The sequence below is a fragment of the Vibrio hepatarius genome (genome assembly GCF_011806575.1).
In the GTDB taxonomy this organism is placed as follows: domain Bacteria; phylum Pseudomonadota; class Gammaproteobacteria; order Enterobacterales; family Vibrionaceae; genus Vibrio; species Vibrio hepatarius_A.
Genome location: NZ_JAATOO010000007.1, coordinates 98502 through 122042 on the forward strand (window position 1 = coordinate 98502; position 23541 = coordinate 122042).

The following is a 23541-nucleotide window of genomic DNA, read 5'->3' on the forward strand; positions in this document are numbered from 1 at the left end:
CATTCGAGTAAGAAATTTCATCAAGTTAACCAAATAACGTACTGAGACGATAAATTTCATACTTTTGATTGATCAAAGTTCAATCGCGAGTACCTTTGATTTTCGCTGGTAGTTGTAGAAATTTTGCTTTTGCGATGGCAGGAAGTTGACTCCCATCTCGTGGAAACCTTGTTCTCTGAACCAGTGCAAACTGTGGGTCGTCAGCACAAACAGATACTTCAATCCCTGTGCTTTTGATTGCAGCTTCATATGATTAAGCAGCAACAACCCTCGGTTTCCGTCGCGGTATTCTGGATGAATCGCCACGCAGGCCATTTCAGCCATCTTGTCCTGCACGTAGGGGTAAAGCGCCGCACAGCCAATGATCAAGCCGTCTTTCTCAATGATGGTGAACTGATGGATTTCTTGCTCCAACTGCTCACGAGAGCGTCTGACCAGAATGCCTTGTTCTTCGAGCGGGCGAATCAAATCCAAAATACCACCGATGTCGTCGATGTCCGCGAGGCGAACTTGCTCTGCACTGGCTTCGACGATTTGCGTACCGATACCGTCTAGTGAGAACAGTTCCTGAATCAGTGCGCCGTCTACTTTGTAGCTTACCAAGTGGCTGCGAGGAACACCTGCACGGCATGCAGTGGTCGCCGCGCGTAAGAAACGTAATGTACCTGACGAGTTGTCACCTGCGAGTTCAGAATCACTGACCAGTTTTTGCAATATCTGCTCTGCTTCTCGAGGGAATAGCTCGGCAACCGCATTGCCTTGCTCGTCGATGACCCCTTGCTCAGAACAAAAGCCGATCAGTTTGTCAGCTTTAAGTTTGATGGCGACTTGAGTGGCAAGTTCTTCTGACAACAAATTAAATGATTCACCGGTCACTGAGCTGGCGATTGGCCCAAGTAATACAATCGAGCCTTGGTCTAGCATACGGTTGATGCCCGCGACATCAATACGACGAATGCGCCCGCTGTGGCAGTAATCGACGCCATCATCAACCCCAAGTGGCTGGGATATCACAAAGTTACCGCTGACGACGTTAAGTTGCGTACCAGCCATTGGCGTATTGCTTAGACTCATAGAAAGCTGGGCGGTAATCGAAAGCTGTAGCTGTCCCGCGGCTTGCATGACGTATTGCAGAGAGGTTTCGTCGGTGATGCGCACGCCTTTGTGGTACGGCGTCGCGCAGTTGTTTTGTTCGAGTATGGTGTTAATTTGTGGTCGCGCGCCGTGCACCAAGACAATTTTTACCCCCAGGCTATGCAGCAGGGCGAGATCGCTGATGATGTTAGAAAAGTTATGGTCTGCCACCGCTTCACCGCCAATCATGATCACCATGGTTTTTCCGCGGTGAGCGTTGACGTAAGGAACAGACTGTCTAAATCCTTTAACTAATGCTGTGTTTCTAATCTTCACGCTACAATCCAAAATGAATTTATATTTACAGATATTGCAATTTTATTCTTTTTTCGGCAAGTGGTTTTTCTATGCTGATGAACAAAGTGTTTATTTAGATCATTGTTCGGTATCGTCACTGGTGGTATTTAAACAAGCCATGAACGATGGACTAATACAATTGAGCCGTGACGCCATTGTGATGTTCTTAGATTTCAATCAACAGGTGAGCTTATCAATACCGCAACAGTTAAACAGAAAGTCGATGCACTCAGTGTAAGCAAGAAGAAGCGCTTTGAGCGTCTGATGCAAGCCGGCATTATCGCTATCGCGACGGTAATTGTGGCGTTATCAATGCCGATCTTCGAACGCATTCAAGCTGCGATTCACCCAAAAGAACCTTTATATGGTACTTGGGTTGAGCAAGATGTTGCTGGTTATTCTGGTGACTCTTTTACTCTTAGTGACAAGGGCGTGAAAATTGCTGGCCGCTACGTAGGTACGCGTTTTTCTTTTGATGGGACGTTGGTTGAGTTTCAAGTCGGCGAAGAGCGAAAAACGTTCAAAGTGCTAGATGCAAACATGAGCGAAATGAAGCTGATCTCCGAGTCTCACTACCAACCTGTGTATCGATTGTCAGAGAAATTCAAAAATAACATTCGTTAACGTCTCTCTCGTTGCGCTATTCCTTTGAGTTTGTCATCCTGAGCAGATTGCTGGAAAGGAATGAAATCTGTGTTCAAAAAATATCTTCCAATCGCCGCAGCCACTTTACTTTTTGGCTGTGCACAACCGACCGATCGTGCTCAACAATATCTTGATGGAGAGTTCAACGCCATTTTGAATAAAACTGCAGTTGTTGAATCGGATAAACCGCGAGACTTTACTGAGTTTCAAAAGCAAGCTGAGCAAGTGGTAAATAAGTCGTCGTCAATGGCGGCGATGTATCAGCCCTTGTATGCCAAGCTCAATGAATGGGTGCTGCAAAGTGGCGATCCAAGCGAACTCGCCAACTTTGATATTCAGGCTGCGCAACTTGGTGGTGGCGACAAGAAAGGTAATGTGCTGTTCACTGGCTATTTCTCTCCGGTTATCGAGCTACGCCACGAGCCAAATGAAACCTTCAAATACCCTTTGTACCGTAAACCGAGTTGCAGTTCAGACTGTCCAACACGCGCGCAAATCTACGCCGGCGCCCTTGAAGGTCAAGGTCTAGAGTTGGGTTACGCAGCGAATATGATTGATCCGTTTTTGATGGAAGTGCAGGGCAGCGGCTTTGTGCATTTTGAAGATGACGACACGCTGGAGTATTTTGCCTACGGCGGTAAGAACAACAAAGCGTACATCAGTATCGGTAAAGTGTTGATCGAGCGGGAGCTGGTCGCACGTGAAAACATGTCGATGAAAGCCATCAAAGAATGGGTGTTGGCGAACGATGAAGAGACGGTGCGCGAACTGCTAGAGCAAAACCCCTCTTACGTCTTCTTTAATCCGCAAGCCGATGCGCCAGTGACGGGTTCTGCGGGGATTCCGTTGGTGCCAATGGCGTCTGTCGCGGGAGACCGTTCGATTCTGCCGATGGGGACGCCAATTCTTGCTGAAGTGCCATTACTAAACGCGGATGGTAGTTGGAGTGGCGCGCACCAGTTACGTCTGCTGATCGTCTTAGATACGGGTGGCGCAGTTAAGCAAAACCATCTAGACCTTTACCACGGTATGGGGCCACGAGCGGGAACTGAGGCTGGCCATTACAAGCACTTTGGTCGAGTTTGGAAACTGGGCTTAGACAACTCAAGTACGCAAGCGCCTTGGGCATTGCCACCAGAAAAGCTACAATAACCCTCTGACCTAGACTTTTTAATAAAGAGTGCGTATAAAACGCACTCTTTATTTTTGTATCACGATATTTTGGCGGAAAACTAGCACCATGCGCGAACTCGACACTCCGGCTTCTGACAACTACAACCAACGTTTTGGCGGCACGCGTCGTCTATACGGTAACAGCGAAGTTGAAATCCTTCGCGGAGCTCACGTTTGTGTGATTGGCATAGGTGGTGTGGGTTCTTGGGCTGTGGAAGCGCTGGCGCGTACTGGTATTGGCGAGTTAACGCTGATCGACATGGACGACGTGTGCGTGACCAATATCAACCGCCAAATCCACGCGATGTCTGGTACGGTTGGGCAAAGCAAAATTGAAGTGATGGCCGAACGCGTTAAACTGATTAATCCTGAGTGTAAAGTGAACCTGATTGATGATTTCATTACACCAGACAATCAACACGAGTACCTCAGCAAAGAGTTTGACTACGTGTTGGATGCAATTGACAGCGTGAAAGCAAAAGCTTCTTTGCTGGCGTATTGTCGCAGTAATAAAATCAAAGTGATTACCACTGGCGGTGCAGGTGGTCAGGTTGACCCGACACAAATCCAAGTGGCGGACCTGACCAAAACCATTCAGGATCCGTTGGCGAAGAAAATCAAAGACACCTTACGTCGTCATCATAATTTTCCCAAGAACCCACAGCGCAAGTTTGGTATTGATTGCGTCTTCTCGACTGAGCAACTTAAATACCCGCAGCCTGATGGCAGCGTGTGCGGCGTTAAGTCGACGGCAGAAGGACCAAAACGCATGGACTGTGCGAGTGGCTTTGGTGCGGCGACCGTTGTCACCGCCACTTTCGGTTTTGTCGCGGTATCGCGCATCGTTGAAAAACTCATTCAGAAGTACAGCAAGTAGGCGTTGAAGCGCGCGTTACGCTGATTGCCACATTGATTTGGAGCGTGTTATGTCATCTTTCCCTATTTCTCCATTTGGTCAAGAGATCACCGCAGAGACGATTGTTTCCACCATGCAAAACTTTAAAGGTTGGGAAGACCGTTACCGCCAAGTGATTCAGTGGGGGAAAAAGCTGCCTCAGATGCCGGAAGAGCTGAAGTCTGAGCAGGTAACCGTGTCTGGATGTGAAAGCCAAGTGTGGCTAGTGAGCGAACAAGTGAACGGTCACTGGCATTTTTGCGCGGATTCTGACGCTCGTATCGTGCGCGGGTTAATCGCTTTGGTAATGGCGGCGTATGAAGGGAAGTCGAGTCACGAAATCCAGACGTTCAATATCGATGAATACTTTGAACAACTCGGGTTGATCGCGCATTTAAGCCCGTCTCGAGGCAATGGATTAAAGGCGATTGTCGAGCAAATCAAACAACAGACCGCGCTGTAACCATGTCTATAAACTCTATCCAAATTATCTAAATGGCTCATCAGTGAGCCATTTTTTATGCCGATTTTACGCCGCGTTAATTGCTGTATGAAATTTAATCACACGATTTATTAATGCCTTAATAAATCAAGGGACTTGCTGCTCTTGTTGTCACTGCGTAAAGGCTGTACAATTCGCGCCCTTAATCTATGTTCCGTCGTTTGAGAGGCCACATGACCACTGAAAAAATCAATCTACTCGACTTTGATCGCAAGGGTATGCGTCAGTTTTTCGCTGAAGAGTTAGGTGAAAAAGCGTTCCGTGCAGATCAGGTAATGAAGTGGATCTACCATTTCGGTGTTGATGACTTTAACAACATGACCAACCTCAATAAGAAGTTGCGTGAGAAGTTACTGCACTCGTGCGAAATCAAAGCACCGACGGTTGCCGAAGCTCAGCATTCTTCTGACGGTACGATCAAATGGGCGATGAAAGTGGGCGACCAAGACGTTGAAACGGTCTACATCCCAGAAGATGACCGTGCAACGCTATGTGTTTCTTCGCAGGTAGGTTGTGCGCTGGAATGTAAATTCTGCTCAACGGCGCAACAAGGTTTTAACCGTAACCTTAAAGTCTCTGAAATCATTGGTCAGGTATGGCGTGCTGCGCGTGAAATCGGTCTACAGAAAGAGACTGGTCGTCGTCCAATTACCAACGTGGTAATGATGGGTATGGGTGAGCCTCTACTGAACATGAAGAACCTGATCCCTGCATTAGAAATCATGCTGGATGATCTTGGTTTTGGTCTTTCTAAGCGTCGCGTAACCGTTTCTACCTCTGGTGTCGTTTCTGGCCTTGACCAAATGACGGGCAAAATCGACGTAGCACTGGCTATTTCACTACACGCGCCTAACGATAAGTTACGTAGTGAAATCATGCCAATCAACGACCGTTGGGATATCCAAGACTTCTTGGCGTCAGTTCGTCGTTATATCGCGTCTTCAAATGCTAACCGCGGTAAAGTAACGGTAGAGTATGTCCTGCTTGACCACGTCAACGACGATATGGACCATGCGCGTGAATTGGCAGAGCTAATGAAAGACACTCCTTGTAAGATAAACTTGATTCCGTTTAACCCGTACCCAGGTTCGCCTTACAAAAAACCAAGCAACTCGCGCATCGATCGTTTCCAGAAAACACTGATGCAATACGAACATACAGTGACGGTGCGTAAGACTCGTGGAGACGACATTGACGCGGCATGTGGTCAGTTGGTTGGTGATGTAATTGACCGAACAAAACGTACCGCAATGCTCAAAGCAGCGAAAGGCGACACCATCGCCGTGAAAGCGGTATAAGCAAATATTTACATAAAAAAGCCAGAGCAATGCTCTGGCTTTTTTATCGTCGTTAGGACGATAAAATTGGAGATATCACCGAGATGTGCCGCGATATTATGTCAATTTAAGGAAAAACCTTGAGCTGTCTGTAAATTATGCACTTCTTCTATGTTGTTTCATCTTTGATATCTATTAGAATGAAAAGTTAGCGTTCTAGAGAATTCACTCTGCATTTAGTAGCACGCACGTTGATTTGGAGTCTGTTTCCAAACGAATAAGTATTTGAGTACGTCCACGACATTGCTACCCATAACGAATAAAAAAAGTGATGTGCAACCCACTCATTCAGTCGAGAGATAAGTTAAGACATGACAGCTGACAAAGAGATTACAGCACCAGAAGAACAAACCAATCTGGTACAAGCCGGTACCTTATTAAAACATAAACGAGAGCAACTAGGCCTAAGCCAAAAACAAATCGCTGACCGTCTGCGTCTGCGCGTTTCGATTATTCAAAGTATCGAGAACAACCAATTTGCTTCTGATCAAGTCGCCACTTTCACCAAAGGTTACCTTCGTTCATACGCCAAAGTGGTTGGTATGGACGTAAACACGGTACTGAAAGCCTACTCCAGCGAAGAAAAAACCGTAGAACCAGAAGCACAAGAGATGAAAAGTTTCTCGCGTAAAACCAACCGAGAAAAACACGACAGCCGCATAATGACGCTGACTTGGGGTATTGTCATTGTCATTATCGGGATTTCTTCATTGTGGTGGTGGCAAAACCAAGAGACTGCGGTTGAAGACCTCACCTCGTCAACCGAGCAAGAACAAGAGATCGAACAACAGTTAAGTGATGAGCAGTTGGCGGAGCAACCTGCTGAGCATGATTTCACCACTTTAGAAGCAGAGGCGCCTCTTGACGTCGAACCTCAAGCGGAAGCCACAACTGAAGAACAAGAAAAGAAGGGCGTTGAGGCAGAAGAGCCGATGACGGGCGAAGAAGCGCTAAACGACAGTCCGGCAGAAGAACCTGTCTCCGCAGAACCTACCAGTGCGAGCAATACACTAAAGATCACTTTCAACGGTGATTGCTGGATTTCGGTCAAAGACGATCTGGGCAACACTCTTTCAACTGGTGTGAAAAAAGCCGGACAAAGCCTCGAATTGGCGGGTCAACTGCCATATAAAGTGATTTTAGGCGCGCCAGAAAACGTTTCAATGACATTATCAAGTGAACCTGTCGACCTTTCTGGGTATACTTCAGGCAAAGTAGCAAGATTCACCTTACCTTAGACATTACTATGCAACACGAATCTCCTATCAAACGTCGCCCATCGACTCGTATCTACGTGGGCGATGTGCCTATTGGTGATGGTGCACCGATAGCGGTGCAGTCAATGACAAACACCAGAACAACAGACGTAGCAGCGACTGTTGCACAAATTAAAGCGCTCGAGAATGTTGGCGCAGATATCGTGCGCGTGTCGGTTCCAACCATGGAAGCGGCGGAAGCATTCAAGCTAATCAAGCAGCAAGTCAACATTCCGTTAGTTGCTGATATTCACTTTGACTACCGCATTGCGCTGAAAGTGGCGGAATATGGTGTCGATTGTTTGCGTATAAACCCGGGCAATATCGGTAAAGAAGACCGTATCCGTGCGGTGGTTGATTGCGCTCGTGATAAGAACATCCCAATCCGTATCGGTGTGAATGGCGGCTCGTTAGAGAAAGACATTCAGATGAAATACGGAGAGCCAACGCCAGAAGCGTTGGTGGAATCGGCGATGCGTCATGTGGATATTCTTGACCGTCTTAACTTTGACCAGTTCAAAGTCAGCGTGAAAGCCTCAGATGTTTTCCTTGCCGTAGACTCATATCGTTTGCTGGCGAAGAAAATCGACCAACCTCTACACTTAGGTATCACCGAAGCGGGTGGTGCTCGAGCGGGTGCGGTGAAGTCGTCGGTCGGTCTGGGTATGCTTTTGGCGGAAGGTATTGGTGATACGCTGCGTATCTCTCTAGCAGCAAATCCTGTTGAAGAGATCAAAGTCGGTTTTGATATTCTTAAATCGCTAAGAATCCGCTCTCGCGGCATCAACTTTATTGCTTGTCCGAGCTGTTCGCGTCAGGAGTTTGATGTGATTGGTACGGTTAACGCACTAGAAGAGCGCCTAGAAGACATTATTACGCCAATGGATGTTTCAATCATCGGTTGTGTGGTCAACGGTCCAGGTGAAGCAGAAGTGTCGCATTTAGGTCTAGCAGGCAGTAACAAGAAGAGCGCTTTTTACGAAGACGGTAAACGTCAGAAAGAGCGTTTTGACAACGATGACCTTGTTAGTCAGCTAGAAGCGAAGATTCGTGCAAAAGCGGCGCTAATGGACGAGCAAAACCGCATTAACGTTAAAGTTCAAGATTAAATAAATTCAACGAAGATTACGGTAACTATCGTGGCAAAAACTATTCAAGCAATTCGAGGCATGAACGACTGCCTCCCAACTCAATCTCCACTGTGGCAAAAGCTAGAGAACACAGTGAAACACGTAATCAGCGCATACGGTTACAATGAAGTGCGTATGCCAATCGTTGAAATGACTCATCTATTCAGTCGTGCAATCGGTGAAGTAACCGACGTTGTCGAAAAAGAAATGTACACGTTCGAAGACCGTAACGGTGATAGCTTAACGCTGCGCCCAGAAGGTACAGCGGGTTGTGTTCGTTCAGGTATCGAAAATGGCTTGCTATACAACCAAGAGCAGCGTCTGTGGTACATGGGCCCAATGTTCCGTCACGAGCGTCCGCAAAAAGGCCGTTACCGTCAATTCCACCAATGTGGTGTGGAAGTCTTTGGTCTAAATGGCCCAGACGTTGACGCAGAACTTATTATGATGACGGCGCGCCTATGGCGTGAGCTGGGCATCGATAAGCACGTTCGCCTTGAATTGAACTCAATCGGATCTCTAGAAGACCGTGCAAACTACCGCACCGCGTTGATCGAGTTCCTAGAACAGCACATGGATATCTTGGATGACGACTGCAAACGTCGCATGCACACCAACCCGCTACGTGTATTGGATACCAAGAACCCAGACATCCAAGCGGTTTTAGGTGATGCGCCTCGCTTATCTGACTACTTAGGTGATGAATCTAAACAACATTTTGCTGGTTTGTGTGAACTTCTTGACGCTGCTGGTATCGAATACACAGTGAATGAACGTTTAGTTCGTGGCTTGGATTACTACAACCGCACTGTATTTGAATGGATTACTGAAAGCCTCGGTGCTCAAGGTACCGTTTGTGGTGGTGGTCGTTACGATGGTCTGGTTGAACAGCTAGGCGGTAAAGCAACACCAGCAGTCGGTTTTGCAATGGGTCTAGAGCGTTTGGTGCTGATGCTAGAAACACTAGAGCTGACTGATGTTCGTCGCAGCGTTGACGTTTACATGGTGACAGCAGGTGAAGGCACCATGATGGCGGGTATGAAGCTAGCTGAGCAGCTACGCGAACAAGTACCGGGCCTACGTGTAATGAACCACTTTGGTGGCGGTAACTTCAAGAAGCAATTCAAGCGCGCAGACAAAGTTGGTGCTGCAGTCGCACTAGTACTTGGCGAGAACGAAGTTGCAGATGGCACCGTGGTATTGAAAGACCTAATCGGTGGCACGCAAGAAACCTACAGCCAAGCTGACGTTACTGCGAAACTCGCAGAATTGGTTTAAGTAACATATTTGGAAGTGGCGATGACATATCGCCACTTTTTTAGATTTTAAGAGGACAGGAAGTGGAACTCTACGATACTGAAGAACAACAAGTAGAAGCGATCAAAGACTGGTGGAAAGAGAACGGTAAAGCGGTGATCTTAGGTGCCGTTGTTGGTATTGGTGGCTTGCTTGGCTGGCGCTACTACCAAGATTCTGTTGCATCGGCTCAAGAAGCCGCGTCTGAAAGCTACACGGCAGTGGTACAACAAATCGCTGCAAGTGGCGCAGAAGCAGAAGCGAACGTTCAAAGCTTTATCGATGCGAATAAAGACTCTCAATACTCAGTACTGGCAGCGCTGCAATTAGCAAAAGTCCAAGTAGAAGCAGGTAATCTTGACGAAGCGCTTGCTCAACTAGAGTGGGCGCAATCGGCAACGGATGACCAAGCCGTTTCAGCCGTGATTCACTACCGTCTTGCTCGTCTAAAAGCGGAGCAAGGTGAGTTTGATGCAGCAATCAATGAGCTTTCTGCTATCGCAGATGAAAGCTGGGCTGGTCGCGTAGCTGAATTACGCGGTGATATTTTATTGCGTAAAGGCGACGCTCAAGCAGCATACGCGGCTTACACTGAAGCACAGCAAAGCGGTGATGCTAGCCAAACGCTTCAAATGAAGCTGGATGATCTAGCCAAGTAAGGGCGATAAGCATGAAGGAAATGCTGAAAAAAGCGCTGGCAATTGCAATATGTGCAGGAGTACTCGCAGGTTGTGCGGGTGAAGAAGACACCATCATCATGGCTCCAGTGCCTCAGGTAGATAGTGAATTCTCCCCAAAAACCTTATGGAGTGCTTCAGTCGGTGATGGTGTGTCAAACTACTATTCGAAGCTGACGCCAGCGTATGCTTACGGAAAAGTGTTTGTCGCCAGTCGTGACGGTGAAGTGAAAGCGCTTGATCCTGAAACAGGTAAACTGATTTGGGAACAAGACGTTGAAGAAGAAGTGTCGGCGCGACTGTCTGGCGGACTAACCGCTGGCTACAGCCAAATCTTTATCGGCAGCGAGAACGGTCAGGTACTGGCTCTTAACGAAGAAACTGGCGAGTTGAACTGGCGTGTTGATGTCGATGGCGAAGTATTGTCTGCACCAGCTACCGACAATAACCTGGTAATTGTCCACACCGACAAAGGCAGCTTGCTGGCACTTGACCAACAAGACGGAACGCAAAAGTGGACCATTAGTACTGAAGTGCCTAACTTGACGCTACGCGGCAGCAGCTCTCCAGTCGCTATGTCCGGTGGCGTGTTCTGGGGAACGGCTAATGGTCGTCTAGCGGCGGCGATTGTCGAACGTGGTCAATTGATTTGGCAACAACCTATCGGTCTTCCTCAAGGCGCGACTGAAATCGACCGCCTTGTAGACGTTGACGCTTCGCCATTGATCCTTGGTGGTACGTTATACATCATCGGCTTCAACGGTCAGTTAACGGCGATCGACTTGCGTTCAGGCAAACCAGTTTGGAAACGTAACCACTCGTCGGCGACCAACATCGCGAGCGATGCTCGACGTCTGTTTATCGTCACCGAAAAAGACCATTTAGTCGCATTTGATGCACGCAGTGGTACCGAGCTTTGGAGCAACGACAAACTAGAGCACCGCTTAGTGACAGCTCCTGCTGTGATTGATGGTTACGTTGTCGTCGGTGACAGCGAAGGTTACTTGTACTGGCTTGACCCGAGTAGCGGTGAGTTTGTCGCTAAGCAAGAAGTGGATAGCAGCGGCTTTGCGGTTCCACCAGTTGTAGTGCCGGGTGGTTACGTATTAACGACCCGTGATGGCAATGTAAAGAAACTGACGATCAACGAGTAATCGTGTGATACAATTCACATTCGGCTCCTAGCTGGTAACAGTTGGGAGCCGTTTTATTGAGAAAAGATAAGTTTAATCTGTAGTTATAGGTAAACACTGGTCAGCCGACAAGTCATTACCTATAACTACATAAGAAAGAATATTGTAGAGGTTATTATGGTACCTGTTGTTGCTCTGGTTGGGCGTCCAAACGTTGGTAAATCAACGTTATTTAACCGATTAACTCGTACGCGTGACGCTTTGGTTGCGGACTTCCCTGGCTTAACTCGTGACCGTAAATACGGCCAAGCGAAACTTGGTGAACACGAATTTATCGTTATCGATACAGGTGGTATCGACGGCACCGAAGAAGGTGTGGAAACAAAAATGGCAGAACAATCGCTTGCGGCGATTGACGAAGCTGATGTTGTGCTGTTTATGGTGGATGGCCGTGCTGGTCTAACACCCGCGGACATCGCGATTTCAAACCACCTGCGTAAAATTGAAAAACCATCAATGTTGGTGGTAAACAAAGTTGATGGTATCGATGCGGATGCGGCATCAGCAGATTTTTGGCAATTGGGCGTGGAAAACATGTACCAAATCGCTGCGGCTCACGGCCGTGGTGTTGGTGCGCTGATTGACCGTGCGTTAAACCCATTTGCAGAAAAAATGGCTGAAGAAGCGCAAGGTGAAATCGAAGACCTTACTGATTTTATCGACGAAGAAGAAGAGAAGCTGGACTACACCGAAGAAGAAGCGGAAGCCGAGTTTAAGCGCCTTCAGGATCAGCCAATCAAGCTAGCTATCATCGGTCGTCCAAACGTGGGTAAATCAACCCTGACTAACCGTATTTTGGGTGAAGAGCGTGTGGTTGTGTACGATATGCCGGGTACAACGCGTGACTCAATCTACATCCCAATGGAGCGTGATGGTCGTGAGTACGTACTAATTGATACCGCGGGTGTTCGTCGTCGTAAACGCATCAACGAAACGGTTGAAAAGTTCTCAGTAGTTAAAACACTGAAAGCGATTGAAGATGCGAACGTTGTACTCGTTGTAATCGATGCACGTGAAAACATCTCAGACCAAGACCTAAGCCTATTAGGTTTTGCACTTAACGCAGGTCGCTCGATTGTTATCGCAGTGAACAAATGGGATGGTTTGGATACAGACGTAAAAGAGCAAGTGAAGAAAGAGCTAGACCGTCGTCTCGGCTTTGTTGACTTTGCTCGTATTCACTTCATTTCTGCATTGCACGGTACCGGCGTTGGCCACTTGTTCGAATCGGTTCAAGAAGCGTACAAATCAGCGACAACACGCGTAGGTACTTCCGTTCTGACTCGTATCATGAAGATGGCGACAGAAGATCACCAGCCACCATTGATTCGTGGTCGTCGTGTGAAGCTTAAGTACGCGCACGCAGGTGGTTACAATCCACCGATCGTGGTTATCCACGGTAACCAGGTAAACGAACTGCCTGATTCGTACAAACGTTACCTGATGAACTACTACCGTAAATCTTTGGAGATCATGGGTACGCCAATCCGTATCAACTTCCAGAGCAGCGATAACCCGTTTGAAAATAAAACAAACAAGATGACTCTGTCTCAAGAGCGTAAACGCAAACGCTTAATGAGCATGGTGAAAAATCGCAAGAAATAACCAATCCCTTGATTGAACAAAAGCGCCATAGTTATCTATTGGCGCTTTTTTGTCACTGAGAGTTTTGAAGTATGAAAATTACCCCTACCATCACTCAGTTTTGCCACAACACGTGGAAGTTGGAAGCGCAAGTTCAGCATATTAGCCAAACTGAACAGTGTGTCTATGTCGTTACTGACCAAACTCCGTTTCATCCCGTTAGTCACATTTGGCCAGATCATCCGGCAGATAAAGGCTGGTTGAATGGTGAAGTGCTTATCGATTGCCAAGTCGGGGCCGTCGAACTTGCCAGCGGTGACCTGTACGTAGGACAAGAGATCCCAGTAAAGCGTGATCAACCAGGTTGGGTGTTTGTAGTCGTGCACTGCTTAGCTGAGGATTCACCAAGCCTATCGGTTGAGCAAGTGGTGACGTTGGAAGTGGATAAAGCTTATCAACAGTCACTCAGCCGAGGGCACAGTGCTGGGCATATTGCTTACCTTGCGCTGAATAAAGTACTCAATCAAAACGGCTATTGGCGAAAAGACGCAGATCGTAAAGACCCTCATGGGAATTATGATTTCAACAGCTACGCGCAAGTGACCAGTTTTGTGACACCAGACCAGTGTCTTGATAGTTACCGATTAGGCAAAACGCTGCGAAAACGTGGCCTTAATAGCGCTGACTTGCTACAAAACCTAGCTGATATCGAGCTAAAGGTGAACCAACAAGTCGAAGCGTGGTTAGCTTTGGGCGGGGCAATTCATGTCGAATGCCACGGGGAAGCGTTAACGGATTCACGTTACTGGCAGTGTGATTTGGGGGAAGGTGAGCCTGCGGTGATTCCTTGCGGTGGTACACACGCCTCAAGTTTAGATGAATATGTGCGAATTCAGGTTCAACTAAAAGCGGTCAATGAGCAGAATATTGAAATGTTGACCTTAGTGAAGGCGAAGTAAAAGTCTCAGCGAAATAAGAGTCACGACGACGTCAATCGACGAGAAGTAAAAAGCCCGCACTCTGCGGGCTTTTTTGCATCTGGATTACCACATACCCAGCATTTTCCACCAAGCGCCACCGATAAAGAAGAATACCGGAATCACGATCAGTGAGAAGACAAAGCCAATCTTCCACCAGTTCTGTAAGGTGTGGAAGCCAGCGCCAAACAGAATTGGAGCAGGGCCTGACGAGTAGTGCGTGGTCGACATGTATAGATTACTAAAGATACCAAGCACAATAGCAGCCAGCATTGGAGGTGCGCCCGCTGCGATAGCGATAGCTAAGAAAGCGGAGTACATCGCGCTGATGTGTGCCATCGCACTCGCCATCATATAGTGGCTGTAGTAGTAAACGAGTAGCAAGATTGCCAAGGTGGTGAGCCAACCATAGCCAGAAAGCGAGCTGCCGATCATGTCACCAAACCAGCCGATAAAGCCCAGTTTGTTCAGTTGCGCTGCCATCATCACTAACACCGCAAACCAAGTAATGGTGTGCCACGCTTCTTTTTCTTGTAGCACCGCATCCCAAGTGATGGTTCGGGTGATAAGCAGGAATACTAAGCCCAATAGTGCAGTAACGGTTGAGTGAATTCCTAATGTTGGACCAAGTACCCATAAGCTGACCATGCCGATGAAGGTAATACATACCATCCATTCATCACGCGTCATTGCGCCCATTTCTGACAGTTTCTGGCGCGCGATTAAACGCATCTCAGGTGTCTTTTTCAGCTCTGGCGGGAAGACGAGGTACATCACCAACGGGATCAAGAACAAACACACCACCCCAGGAACAATCGCGGCTAGCGCCCAAGCGCCCCAAGTGATCTCAACGCCTTGCTCTTTAGCAAAGTTAGCGGCTAACGGGTTACCCGCCATCGAGGTCAAGAACATCGCACAGGTGATCGCGTTACATTGGAAGATACACTGAACCAAGAACGCGCCAATTTTGTTTTCGGTGCCTTTCTCTGGATCAGAGTCGTAAGCGCTCGCCACAGAGCGGAAAAGAGGAGAAATAATCCCGCCACAACGCGCTGTCGTACTCGGCGTCGCTGGGGCAAAAAGTAAATCTGTCAACACTAGGCCGTAAGCCAAACCTAATGAGCTGTTACCAAGTTTAGAAATAAACCAGTAACCGACGCGACGCCCAAAACCTGTACTAATAAAGCCACGCGAAATAAAGAACGCCGCGGCAATCATCCAGATAGTTGGATGGGCAAACCCGGTTAGTGCCGTTTTGATTGGCAGTACATCAAGTAACGTAGCCGCAGTCAGGCCCATCAAAGCCATCGCACCAAGTGGTAGTGGTGCAATAATCAAACTCAGTACTGTGACGACAAAGATAGTCATCATGTGCCAAGCTTGCTCTGATAGTCCTTCAGGGATGGGGCTGAACCAAAGGATCACCCCGATAACGACTAATGAAAGTAATCGTATGTTGGTTGAAGTTAGCATAGAAACCTCCGTGGATTTTTTGCCAACTTATCTCGATAAATAGCGCTTAAACCTGTGTTAAATCAAAAACTCTTGGCATTGAGCTGGTGAGTCAATGACATTGAAAAGCAGTGCAAATATCGCATGTAACAGGCCTGCGATTAGGCGCATTAAAATAATTAAAATCATAAACGTCACTAACGGGATCTTTTTCAATTTCGCGGCAAGCTGGGCTGAATTGCACTTAGGAACAACGTATTCTAGCTACTCACGGTTTTCGACAGACAAAGCTATGGCGCCACGAATTTTCCCCCACTCTTTTACAATGCACCTGACGTTGCTGTTATGCGGTGCATTGATGTTGAGCTCCATCGGCTGGTGGATGGTCAGCACACAAAGACTGAATCAGGTGTTATCTGAACAAGTCGCGTTACGCGCGCAAGTGCAATCTCAACAGTTAGCGAAACTCTCCTCTTTGCTTGATGCGGTAGAAAGAAAAAGCAGTGAAGATGTCAGTCGTATTGTGCGTGTGCTGCAACAAGAAACAGACGCGGACTTTATTACCGTCAGTGACAATAACGGCATTCGCTTAGCACACCCAGTTGAGGGGCGTATCGGCTTACCTGTGGTTGGCGGTGATATTGAGAGAGCACTGACCACTGGCGAAGCGTATTTGTCTCACGGTGTCGGTTCATTGGGACCATCGGTGCGCTATATCTCACCATTGTTTGGCTCGTCGGGAGAGATTATCGGCATGATAAAAGTCGGCTATCTCAAGCAGTCGATCGCCGTCGTTAACCACGAAACGCTATCGCCATTACTGCTATTTGCTGCGCTGAGTATGGCCATTTCTGGTTTGGTTGCTTGGCGATTCTCCGAGTACGTGCGAGATAAGATGCAACACTTGGAGCCATGGCAGCTCAATCAAGCGCTCAAAACGAATCAAGGCGTACTTCAAGCGGCGCACGAGGGACTAATGGCGGTCAACAGCAACCAACAACTTTACTTAATTAATGACTCGGCAAAATGGTTGCTTGGTATTAAACAAGCTTTGGTTCTGCCTGAACCCCTTGCGAATTTTATTCATGACGAAGGGGCATTTTCTCTGCATGGGGAAGACTACATTGACCGTTTGGTTCGAGTGAACGGACGCAGCCTCGTTGTCACTCGGGTGACACTACGCAATCAGGATAGCCAACAAGCCGGAGCGGTATTCAGTCTGCGTACCCAACAGGAACTGCAGTTGCTTTCCAATAAGATTAGCCAAGTCAGCCAGTACCTTGAATCGGTACGGGTGACTCGGCACGAGTACCAGAATAAGCTCTCTTCACTCGCGGGTTTGCTGCAACTGGGCCACGTCGAACAAGCGTTGAGTCTGGTGTTATCACAAGCGAAAACCAACCAAGCGAATGTGGACAGCGTTAAGCAGTTGCAATCCTTACCATTGATCTCTGGGTTAATCCTCGCCAATGTCGGTAAAGCGGCGGAAAAGGGGATTGATGTTGACCTTGCCGAGTTACAGGGGTGGAGTGCGCTGCCGAGCAAAATGGATGAAGAACTGCTGAGTTCGCTGTTTGGCAACTTGATCAGTAACAGCATCGAAGTCTTGGAAAAAACACAGCATGGTCTGATCCGTATCGCGATGTACGACACCACCACTGAGCGCGTGTTGTCGGTTGCCAATAACGGCCCGGCGATCAATGTCAGTTTGGAAGTCTTGTGTCAGTTGGGTTACACCACCAAAGACGATTTCCATGATCACGGCATCGGTATGCATTTGGTTCAGTCGATTGTTGAATCAGTCGGTGGGCATATCGAATTAGATAGTGACCAAGAGGAAACATCATTTACAGTATATTTCACTAAGGAAGGCGATGTTTAAGGTATTAATTATTGAAGACGACCGGGATATTGCCGCGCTTCATGCGCACTTTATCGAGAAAGACCCACGCTTTCAGGTATTAGGTATCGCGGTGAACTTGGCAAACGCGCGTGAATTACTCGCGATTACCCATGTCGACTTGTTGGTGGTCGATAACTATTTGCCAGATGGGCTCGGGGTTGAGTTTTTGTTGGAGCTTTTGAGCAGTCCTAAGAAGCCCCAATGTATTTTGGTCACGGCAGCTAATGATGTGACGACAGTACAAAATGCGCTTAGATACGGCGCACTGGATTATCTAGTGAAACCGCTGGACTACAGCCGACTTGCAGAAAGCTTAGATAAGTACTGCATGATGCAACAAACATTGACTCAAGGTTGTAAGCTCGCTCAGGGCGCTGTCGATACTTTATTCCATAGCCAGAGAATGCAACAAAAATCGACGGCCACAGACGCTTATACGCTGAAGCAAATCGTTGACCAGTTCCATCATGCCAATGTTGAAATGACCGTGAGTTCGATTGCTAAGAGCTTTGGTATCAGCAAAAGTACCGCGCGTCGCTATCTGGATAAAGCGGTAGAGGACGGAGAGTTGATCGCCTTCTTAGAGCATGGGAAGGTCGGAAGACCGACACGTATCTATCGACGCCCACACATTGAAACCTCTTGAGTGGTAAGGGCTACAATTGGAACGACAGCGAGTGAAAATTCGAATTACACGCAATTGTAACTCGGCCGTATTTTGAGATGATCTTTTTATTAAATATCGTAAAGTTTGATTTTTAATTCGTTATTAGTTTTTTGTGTCGTTTAAAATTCAAAGACAGGATATGTAACTTATGCTTTCGGTGTGTGGTTATATAAATGTTCTTTTAGGGGCAGATCGCTGATCAAGAGGGAAATTACCGATGATCTTGCTTTGATCATGATTATCATACCTGTTGGTTGCCATGAATGAATTACTGACAGCAAAAACTATGACAGAAGTCATAGTGAGGATATTGGATAGACTTTACTTTAGATAAAGCTAATTTAATCAGTTTTGAGTAGAATAATGAACGAAAACACATGCCCTGATTGTCGCGTAGAGCTGGAGTGGACGGGCCAATACCATTGTCATCAATGCGCGGGAGACTTTAAAAAGGTCGGTTTTTGCCCAGATTGCGATGCAGAGTTAGAGAAATTACAAGCGTGCGGAGCGGCGAACTACTTTTGTAATAGCTGTAACGAACTCAAGTCTAAGTCTCGGGTCCGCTTTGAGTTTCACAAACTCGTAGACTAAACGACGGTTGAGCGGATTTCGCCTTCAGATAAGCGGGTGACCAAGGTGTCACCCGTTTTGGTGTCACTCGCTTTGGTAATCACTTTGCCTGATTGGTTTTGTGTAATTGAGTAACCGCGTTTTAGGGTTGCAAGTGGGCTCACTGTATCGAGTTTTTCTGCTGCCAACGCGAGTTGGTGTCTGGTATTGAGCAGCTTTCTATCCATTGCATCAAGCAGTTTTTGTTCTAAATACTGTAACGATGATTTTTGTTGGTTGAGTCGTTTTACTGGCGAGTGCAACTGGAGTTTGTATTGCTGACGTTCGACTTTCTGTAAACGCGAAGCAATAAAATGATCCATCGAACGTTGTAAGCGCAGTTGTAACTCATCAAGTTGTTGGCTTTGGCGTTGCAGTTGATGGCTAGGATGTTGCCTCTCCAAACGGTGAGTTAGCGAGGTAGATAGCTTGCTCTGTTGACTGAGGTAATAGCGCATGGCACTCATCAGCTTTTGCTGACGCGCAACAAACGCCTGCTCTTTATGGCTGTTATCTCTGCTGACTAATTCTGCGGCTGCCGACGGTGTTGGCGCGCGCATATCAGCAACGAAATCGGCGATAGTGACGTCGATTTCATGTCCTACCGCACTGATAATGGGTATTTGGCTGGCTGCAATTGTTCGTGCGACGATCTCATTGTTAAAGCACCAAAGATCTTCTAATGAGCCTCCGCCACGGCCAACAATGAGCACATCACACTCGTTACGGCTGTTTGCACGCCCAATCGCTTGAGCGATTTCAATTGCCGCCGCATCCCCTTGAACCGTCGTTGGATAGATGACAACTGGAAGCGATGGGTCTCGACGCTTGAGTACATCCAAAATATCGTGCAGCGCTGCGCCGGTTTTTGAAGTGATGACACCGACACATTTCGGGTGCTCGGGTAGGGTTTGTTTGCTGGTTTGAGCAAACAGTCCTTCCGCCGCCAGCTTCATTTTAAGTTCTTCGAACTCTTGCTGTAGACGACCATCCCCCTCAGGTTGCATGCTTTCGATGATCAATTGGTAATCACCGCGTGGCTCATACAAAGAGAGACGAGCTTTAACGATAACTTGGTTGCCATTTGTCGGTTTGAAAGTCACACGACGGTTATTGCCACGGAACATGGCACATTTAACTTGAGCGCGGGAATCTTTAAGCGTGAAATACCAGTGTCCTGATACGGGAGCTGAGAAGTTAGAAATTTCGCCAATCAACCAAACAATACCCATTTCATTTTCAAGTAACAGACGGACTTCTGCGTTAAGACGTGAGACGGTGAAGATGTTTTGGTTGGTCTGAGATGGCACAGCTAATCTCGCGGACATAGGTATGGAAATTAGCGGCAATATAATACATAGCAAGGGGGTAAATGCAAGAAAAAAATTAAAAAACTTGTAGTCAAGCGATTGCGTTAACCGTATAATCCCACCGCAATATCTAATCCAAATGTAGCTTGTGAACAAACACTCGCTGCCCTCATTATGCGAAACGATGAGACTTTGGATTGTTCTTTTACTCCTCTAATTGTGAGATATTGCAAATGCTAAGAATTGCCAAAGAAGCGCTGACATTCGATGACGTACTACTTGTGCCAGCACACTCCACCGTTCTCCCAAACACAGCTGATCTTCGCACTCAGTTGACTAAGAACATCACCCTAAACATCCCAATGATTTCGGCATCTATGGATACCGTTACTGAAGCTCGTCTAGCTATCGCGCTAGCGCAAGAGGGTGGCATTGGCTTTATCCACAAGAACATGTCTATTGATCAACAGGCTGCCGAAGTTCGTAAAGTAAAGAGTTTCGAAGCGGGTGTTGTATCAGACCCTGTGACAGTGAACCCAGACGCAACCATCGCTGACGTAGTCGCTCTGACTGAAAAGCACGGTTTTGCAGGCTTCCCTGTAGTAACAGAGCACAACGAACTGGTCGGTATCATCACTGGCCGTGACGTACGCTTTGTGACTGACCTATCTAAGAAAGTATCTGCAGTAATGACGCCTAAAGAGCGTCTGGCTTCTGTAAACGAAGGTGCAACTCGCGAAGAAGTTCAAGAGAAAATGCACGAAGCGCGCGTTGAAAAAGTACTGGTAGTGAACGACGAGTTCAAACTAACCGGTATGATCACGGCAAAAGACTTCCATAAAGCAGAACGTAAACCAAACGCATGTAAAGATGATCGTGGTCGTCTACGTGTTGGCGCAGCAGTTGGCGCTGGTGCGGGTAACGAAGAGCGTGTTGCGGCACTTGTTGAAGCAGGCGTCGACGTACTACTTATCGACTCTTCTCACGGTCACTCTGAAGGCGTTCTACAGCGTATTCGTGAAACTCGTGCGGCTCACCCAGATCTAGACATCATCGGCGGTAACGTCGCAACAGGTGCTGGTGCAAGAGCACTTATCGAAGCTGGCGTAAGCGCAGTGAAAGTGGGTATCGGCCCTGGTTCTATCTGTACTACTCGTATCGTAACGGGTGTGGGTGTACCTCAAATCACAGCAATCGCAGATGCGGCTGAAGTAGCGAACGAATACGGCATTCCAGTTATTGCCGACGGTGGTATCCGTTTCTCTGGCGATATCTGTAAAGCAATCGTTGCTGGTGCATCATGTGTGATGGTTGGTTCTATGTTTGCTGGTACAGAAGAAGCTCCGGGTGAAGTGATTCTTTACAACGGCCGTTCTTACAAAGCTTACCGTGGCATGGGTTCTCTGGGCGCGATGTCTCAAGGTTCTTCTGACCGTTACTTCCAGTCTGATAACGCAGCAGACAAGCTTGTTCCTGAAGGCATCGAAGGTCGTATCGCATACAAAGGCCGCCTAAAAGAGATCGTACACCAACAAATGGGTGGTCTACGCTCAAGCATGGGCCTAACAGGTTCTGCAACTATCGAAGATATGCGTACTAAAGCTGAATTTGTACGTATCTCTGGCGCGGGTATGCAAGAATCTCACGTACACGACGTTCAGATCACTAAGGAAGCACCAAACTACCGTCTAGGTAACTAATAGCCTAACGTAAACGTTTGCTTTTTCCTTGAAGCATTAAGAAGAGGCGAGTACACTCGCCTCGGTTTTAATCACTTAGCCTAAAAAAGACTGCTCAAAATGACTAAAAATATCCATGACCAACGTATTCTGATCTTGGACTTCGGTTCTCAGTACACTCAATTAGTTGCGCGCCGCGTACGTGAAATCGGCGTTTACTGTGAACTATGGAGCTGGGATGTAGAAGAAGCGGATATTCGCGAATTCAACCCAGATGGCATCATCCTATCTGGTGGCCCTGAAAGCGTAACGGAAGAGAACTCTCCACGCGCACCTCAATATGTATTTGACTCAGGTGTTCCTGTTTTTGGCGTATGTTACGGCATGCAGACCATGGCAGAGCAGCTAGGTGGTAAAGTAGCAGGCTCAAACGAGCGTGAGTTTGGCTACGCACAAGTTAAAGTTTCTGGCGAATCTTCACTGTTTAAAGATCTTGAAGCGATTCAAGATGTTTGGATGAGCCACGGTGACAAAGTAGTAGAAATCCCAGCAGACTTCGTAAAAGTTGGTGAGACTGACACATGTCCTTACGCTGCGATGGCGAACGAAGAGAAGAAATACTACGGCGTTCAGTTCCACCCAGAAGTAACGCACACAAAACAAGGCCTACAAATGCTAGAGAACTTTGTTCTTGGCGTATGTGGTTGTGAACGTCTATGGACATCGGAATCTATCATCGAAGACGCCGTTGCTCGCATTAAAGAGCAAGTGGGCGACGATGAAGTTATCCTAGGTCTATCTGGCGGTGTGGATTCATCCGTTGTTGCTATGCTGGTTCACCGCGCGATTGGCGACAAGCTAACGTGTGTATTCGTCGATAACGGTCTGCTTCGTCTAAACGAAGGTCAGCAAGTAATGGATATGTTTGGCGACAAGTTCGGCCTAAACATCATCAAAGTTGATGCAGAAGAGCGTTTCCTTGAAGCACTAAAAGGCAAGTCTGACCCAGAAGAAAAACGTAAGACTATCGGCCACGTGTTCGTAGACGTATTCGATGAAGAATCGAAGAAGCTGAAAAACGCGAAATGGCTAGCTCAGGGTACTATCTACCCAGACGTAATCGAGTCTGCAGCATCTAAAACGGGTAAAGCGCACGTGATCAAATCACACCACAACGTGGGCGGTCTACCTGACGATATGGAAATGGGTCTAGTTGAGCCACTACGTGAGCTATTTAAAGATGAAGTTCGTAAGATTGGTCTAGAGCTCGGTCTTCCGTACAACATGCTTTACCGCCACCCATTCCCAGGTCCTGGTCTAGGTGTTCGTGTTCTTGGCGAAATCAAGAAAGAATACTGTGACTTGCTACGTCGTGCTGATGCTATCTTTATTGAAGAGCTTCACGCAGCAGACCTATACGACAAAGTATCTCAAGCGTTCACGGTATTCCTACCAGTTCGTTCTGTCGGTGTAATGGGCGATGGCCGTAAGTACGACTGGGTTGTATCACTGCGTGCCGTTGAAACCATCGACTTTATGACAGCGCATTGGGCACATCTACCGTACGACTTCTTAGGTAAGGTATCTAACCGAATTATCAACGAAGTTGACGGCATTTCACGTGTTGTTTACGATATTTCTGGTAAGCCACCAGCGACAATCGAGTGGGAATAATCTGCTTCGAACATGATTGATAAAACCAGCCTTCGGGCTGGTTTTTTTATGCCAGAATTTAGCAACTGCAATATGGGATTTTTTCTGTATTCCACGGTTGTCATTTTTGAAGCGGATAAACAGTTTTTGTAACACGTGAGTTTCAATGTGC

At 47.3% G+C, this 23541-nt stretch carries 20 protein-coding genes; 17 read left to right on the forward strand and 3 right to left on the reverse strand.

The window, feature by feature from the left end; translation table 11 throughout:
• Positions 1-72 precede the first annotated feature (72 nt).
• The gene (gene argA, locus HCZ42_RS07315) at positions 73-1410 is read right to left on the reverse strand and encodes an amino-acid N-acetyltransferase (RefSeq protein WP_167420072.1); all 1338 of its coding nucleotides are present in this window, start codon (positions 1408-1410) and stop codon (positions 73-75) included.
• Positions 1411-1695: 285 nt separating this feature from the next.
• On the opposite strand from argA, the gene HCZ42_RS07320 reads away from it, so the two are divergent.
• The 12 genes from HCZ42_RS07320 to HCZ42_RS07375 all read left to right on the forward strand — a co-directional run bounded on the left by HCZ42_RS07320 (position 1696) and on the right by HCZ42_RS07375 (position 14078).
• On the forward strand, positions 1696-2055 hold the full coding sequence (locus HCZ42_RS07320; RefSeq protein WP_167420073.1) for a DUF2850 domain-containing protein: 360 nt from the start codon (positions 1696-1698) through the stop codon (positions 2053-2055).
• A 69-nt stretch (positions 2056-2124) separates the two neighbouring features.
• The gene (gene mltA, locus HCZ42_RS07325; RefSeq protein WP_167420074.1) at positions 2125-3228 is read left to right on the forward strand and encodes a murein transglycosylase A; all 1104 of its coding nucleotides are present in this window, start codon (positions 2125-2127) and stop codon (positions 3226-3228) included.
• Between the two features lie 88 nt (positions 3229-3316).
• Positions 3317-4126 carry a tRNA cyclic N6-threonylcarbamoyladenosine(37) synthase TcdA gene (tcdA, locus tag HCZ42_RS07330; protein ID WP_167420075.1) on the forward strand — a complete coding sequence of 270 codons (810 nt, stop codon included), beginning with the start codon at positions 3317-3319 and terminating at the stop codon, positions 4124-4126.
• Between the two features lie 49 nt (positions 4127-4175).
• Positions 4176-4607: a cysteine desulfurase sulfur acceptor subunit CsdE gene (gene csdE, locus HCZ42_RS07335; RefSeq protein ID WP_167420076.1), complete on the forward strand. Its 432-nt coding sequence runs from the start codon at positions 4176-4178 to the stop codon at positions 4605-4607.
• Positions 4608-4819: 212 nt separating this feature from the next.
• The gene (locus tag HCZ42_RS07340) at positions 4820-5944 is read left to right on the forward strand and encodes a bifunctional tRNA (adenosine(37)-C2)-methyltransferase TrmG/ribosomal RNA large subunit methyltransferase RlmN (RefSeq protein WP_167420077.1); all 1125 of its coding nucleotides are present in this window, start codon (positions 4820-4822) and stop codon (positions 5942-5944) included.
• 350 nt (positions 5945-6294) lie between these two features.
• The gene (locus HCZ42_RS07345; RefSeq protein ID WP_167420078.1) at positions 6295-7221 is read left to right on the forward strand and encodes a RodZ domain-containing protein; all 927 of its coding nucleotides are present in this window, start codon (positions 6295-6297) and stop codon (positions 7219-7221) included.
• Between the two features lie 8 nt (positions 7222-7229).
• Entirely contained in the window at positions 7230-8348 is a 1119-nt protein-coding gene (gene ispG / locus HCZ42_RS07350) for a flavodoxin-dependent (E)-4-hydroxy-3-methylbut-2-enyl-diphosphate synthase (protein ID WP_053409631.1), read from the forward strand.
• 30 nt (positions 8349-8378) lie between these two features.
• Positions 8379-9647 (forward strand): histidine--tRNA ligase, encoded by a 1269-nt coding sequence (hisS, locus tag HCZ42_RS07355; RefSeq protein ID WP_167420079.1) that lies wholly within the window; start codon positions 8379-8381, stop codon positions 9645-9647.
• Between the two features lie 62 nt (positions 9648-9709).
• Positions 9710-10324 carry a YfgM family protein gene (locus tag HCZ42_RS07360; protein WP_167420080.1) on the forward strand — a complete coding sequence of 205 codons (615 nt, stop codon included), beginning with the start codon at positions 9710-9712 and terminating at the stop codon, positions 10322-10324.
• A gap of 11 nt (positions 10325-10335) precedes the next feature.
• Positions 10336-11496 (forward strand): outer membrane protein assembly factor BamB, encoded by a 1161-nt coding sequence (bamB, locus tag HCZ42_RS07365; RefSeq protein WP_167420081.1) that lies wholly within the window; start codon positions 10336-10338, stop codon positions 11494-11496.
• A gap of 156 nt (positions 11497-11652) precedes the next feature.
• Positions 11653-13140 (forward strand): ribosome biogenesis GTPase Der, encoded by a 1488-nt coding sequence (der, locus tag HCZ42_RS07370; protein ID WP_053409627.1) that lies wholly within the window; start codon positions 11653-11655, stop codon positions 13138-13140.
• 71 nt (positions 13141-13211) lie between these two features.
• Positions 13212-14078 carry an alanyl-tRNA editing protein gene (locus HCZ42_RS07375; RefSeq protein WP_167420082.1) on the forward strand — a complete coding sequence of 289 codons (867 nt, stop codon included), beginning with the start codon at positions 13212-13214 and terminating at the stop codon, positions 14076-14078.
• Between the two features lie 84 nt (positions 14079-14162).
• Here the strand turns inward: HCZ42_RS07375 and HCZ42_RS07380 are convergent, their stop codons facing one another.
• Complete coding sequence (locus HCZ42_RS07380; protein WP_167420083.1) at positions 14163-15569, reverse strand: anion permease; 1407 nt, start codon at positions 15567-15569, stop codon at positions 14163-14165.
• 337 nt (positions 15570-15906) lie between these two features.
• Here HCZ42_RS07380 and HCZ42_RS07385 point away from each other — a divergent pair, with 337 nt between their 5' ends.
• The 3 genes from HCZ42_RS07385 (at position 15907) to HCZ42_RS07395 (ending at position 18709) form a co-directional block, all read left to right on the forward strand.
• The gene (locus tag HCZ42_RS07385) at positions 15907-17430 is read left to right on the forward strand and encodes an ATP-binding protein (RefSeq protein WP_254868909.1); all 1524 of its coding nucleotides are present in this window, start codon (positions 15907-15909) and stop codon (positions 17428-17430) included.
• Positions 17423-18097: a response regulator gene (locus tag HCZ42_RS07390; RefSeq protein ID WP_167420085.1), complete on the forward strand. Its 675-nt coding sequence runs from the start codon at positions 17423-17425 to the stop codon at positions 18095-18097. The genes HCZ42_RS07385 and HCZ42_RS07390 overlap by 8 nt, the downstream gene beginning before the upstream one ends.
• Before the next feature lie 384 nt (positions 18098-18481).
• A complete protein-coding gene (locus HCZ42_RS07395) occupies positions 18482-18709 on the forward strand; it encodes a zinc ribbon domain-containing protein (protein WP_167420086.1) in 228 nt (75 codons plus the stop codon).
• Here the strand turns inward: HCZ42_RS07395 and xseA are convergent.
• A complete protein-coding gene (gene xseA, locus HCZ42_RS07400) occupies positions 18706-20037 on the reverse strand; it encodes an exodeoxyribonuclease VII large subunit (RefSeq protein WP_167420087.1) in 1332 nt (443 codons plus the stop codon). The genes HCZ42_RS07395 and xseA overlap by 4 nt on opposite strands.
• A gap of 233 nt (positions 20038-20270) precedes the next feature.
• Between xseA and guaB the strand changes: the two genes are divergently transcribed.
• Together guaB and guaA are read left to right on the forward strand one after the other, a co-directional pair.
• Complete coding sequence (guaB, locus tag HCZ42_RS07405; RefSeq protein ID WP_167420088.1) at positions 20271-21737, forward strand: IMP dehydrogenase; 1467 nt, start codon at positions 20271-20273, stop codon at positions 21735-21737.
• Positions 21738-21836: 99 nt separating this feature from the next.
• Positions 21837-23390: a glutamine-hydrolyzing GMP synthase gene (guaA, locus tag HCZ42_RS07410; RefSeq protein WP_167420089.1), complete on the forward strand. Its 1554-nt coding sequence runs from the start codon at positions 21837-21839 to the stop codon at positions 23388-23390.
• Positions 23391-23541: the final 151 nt, after the last annotated feature.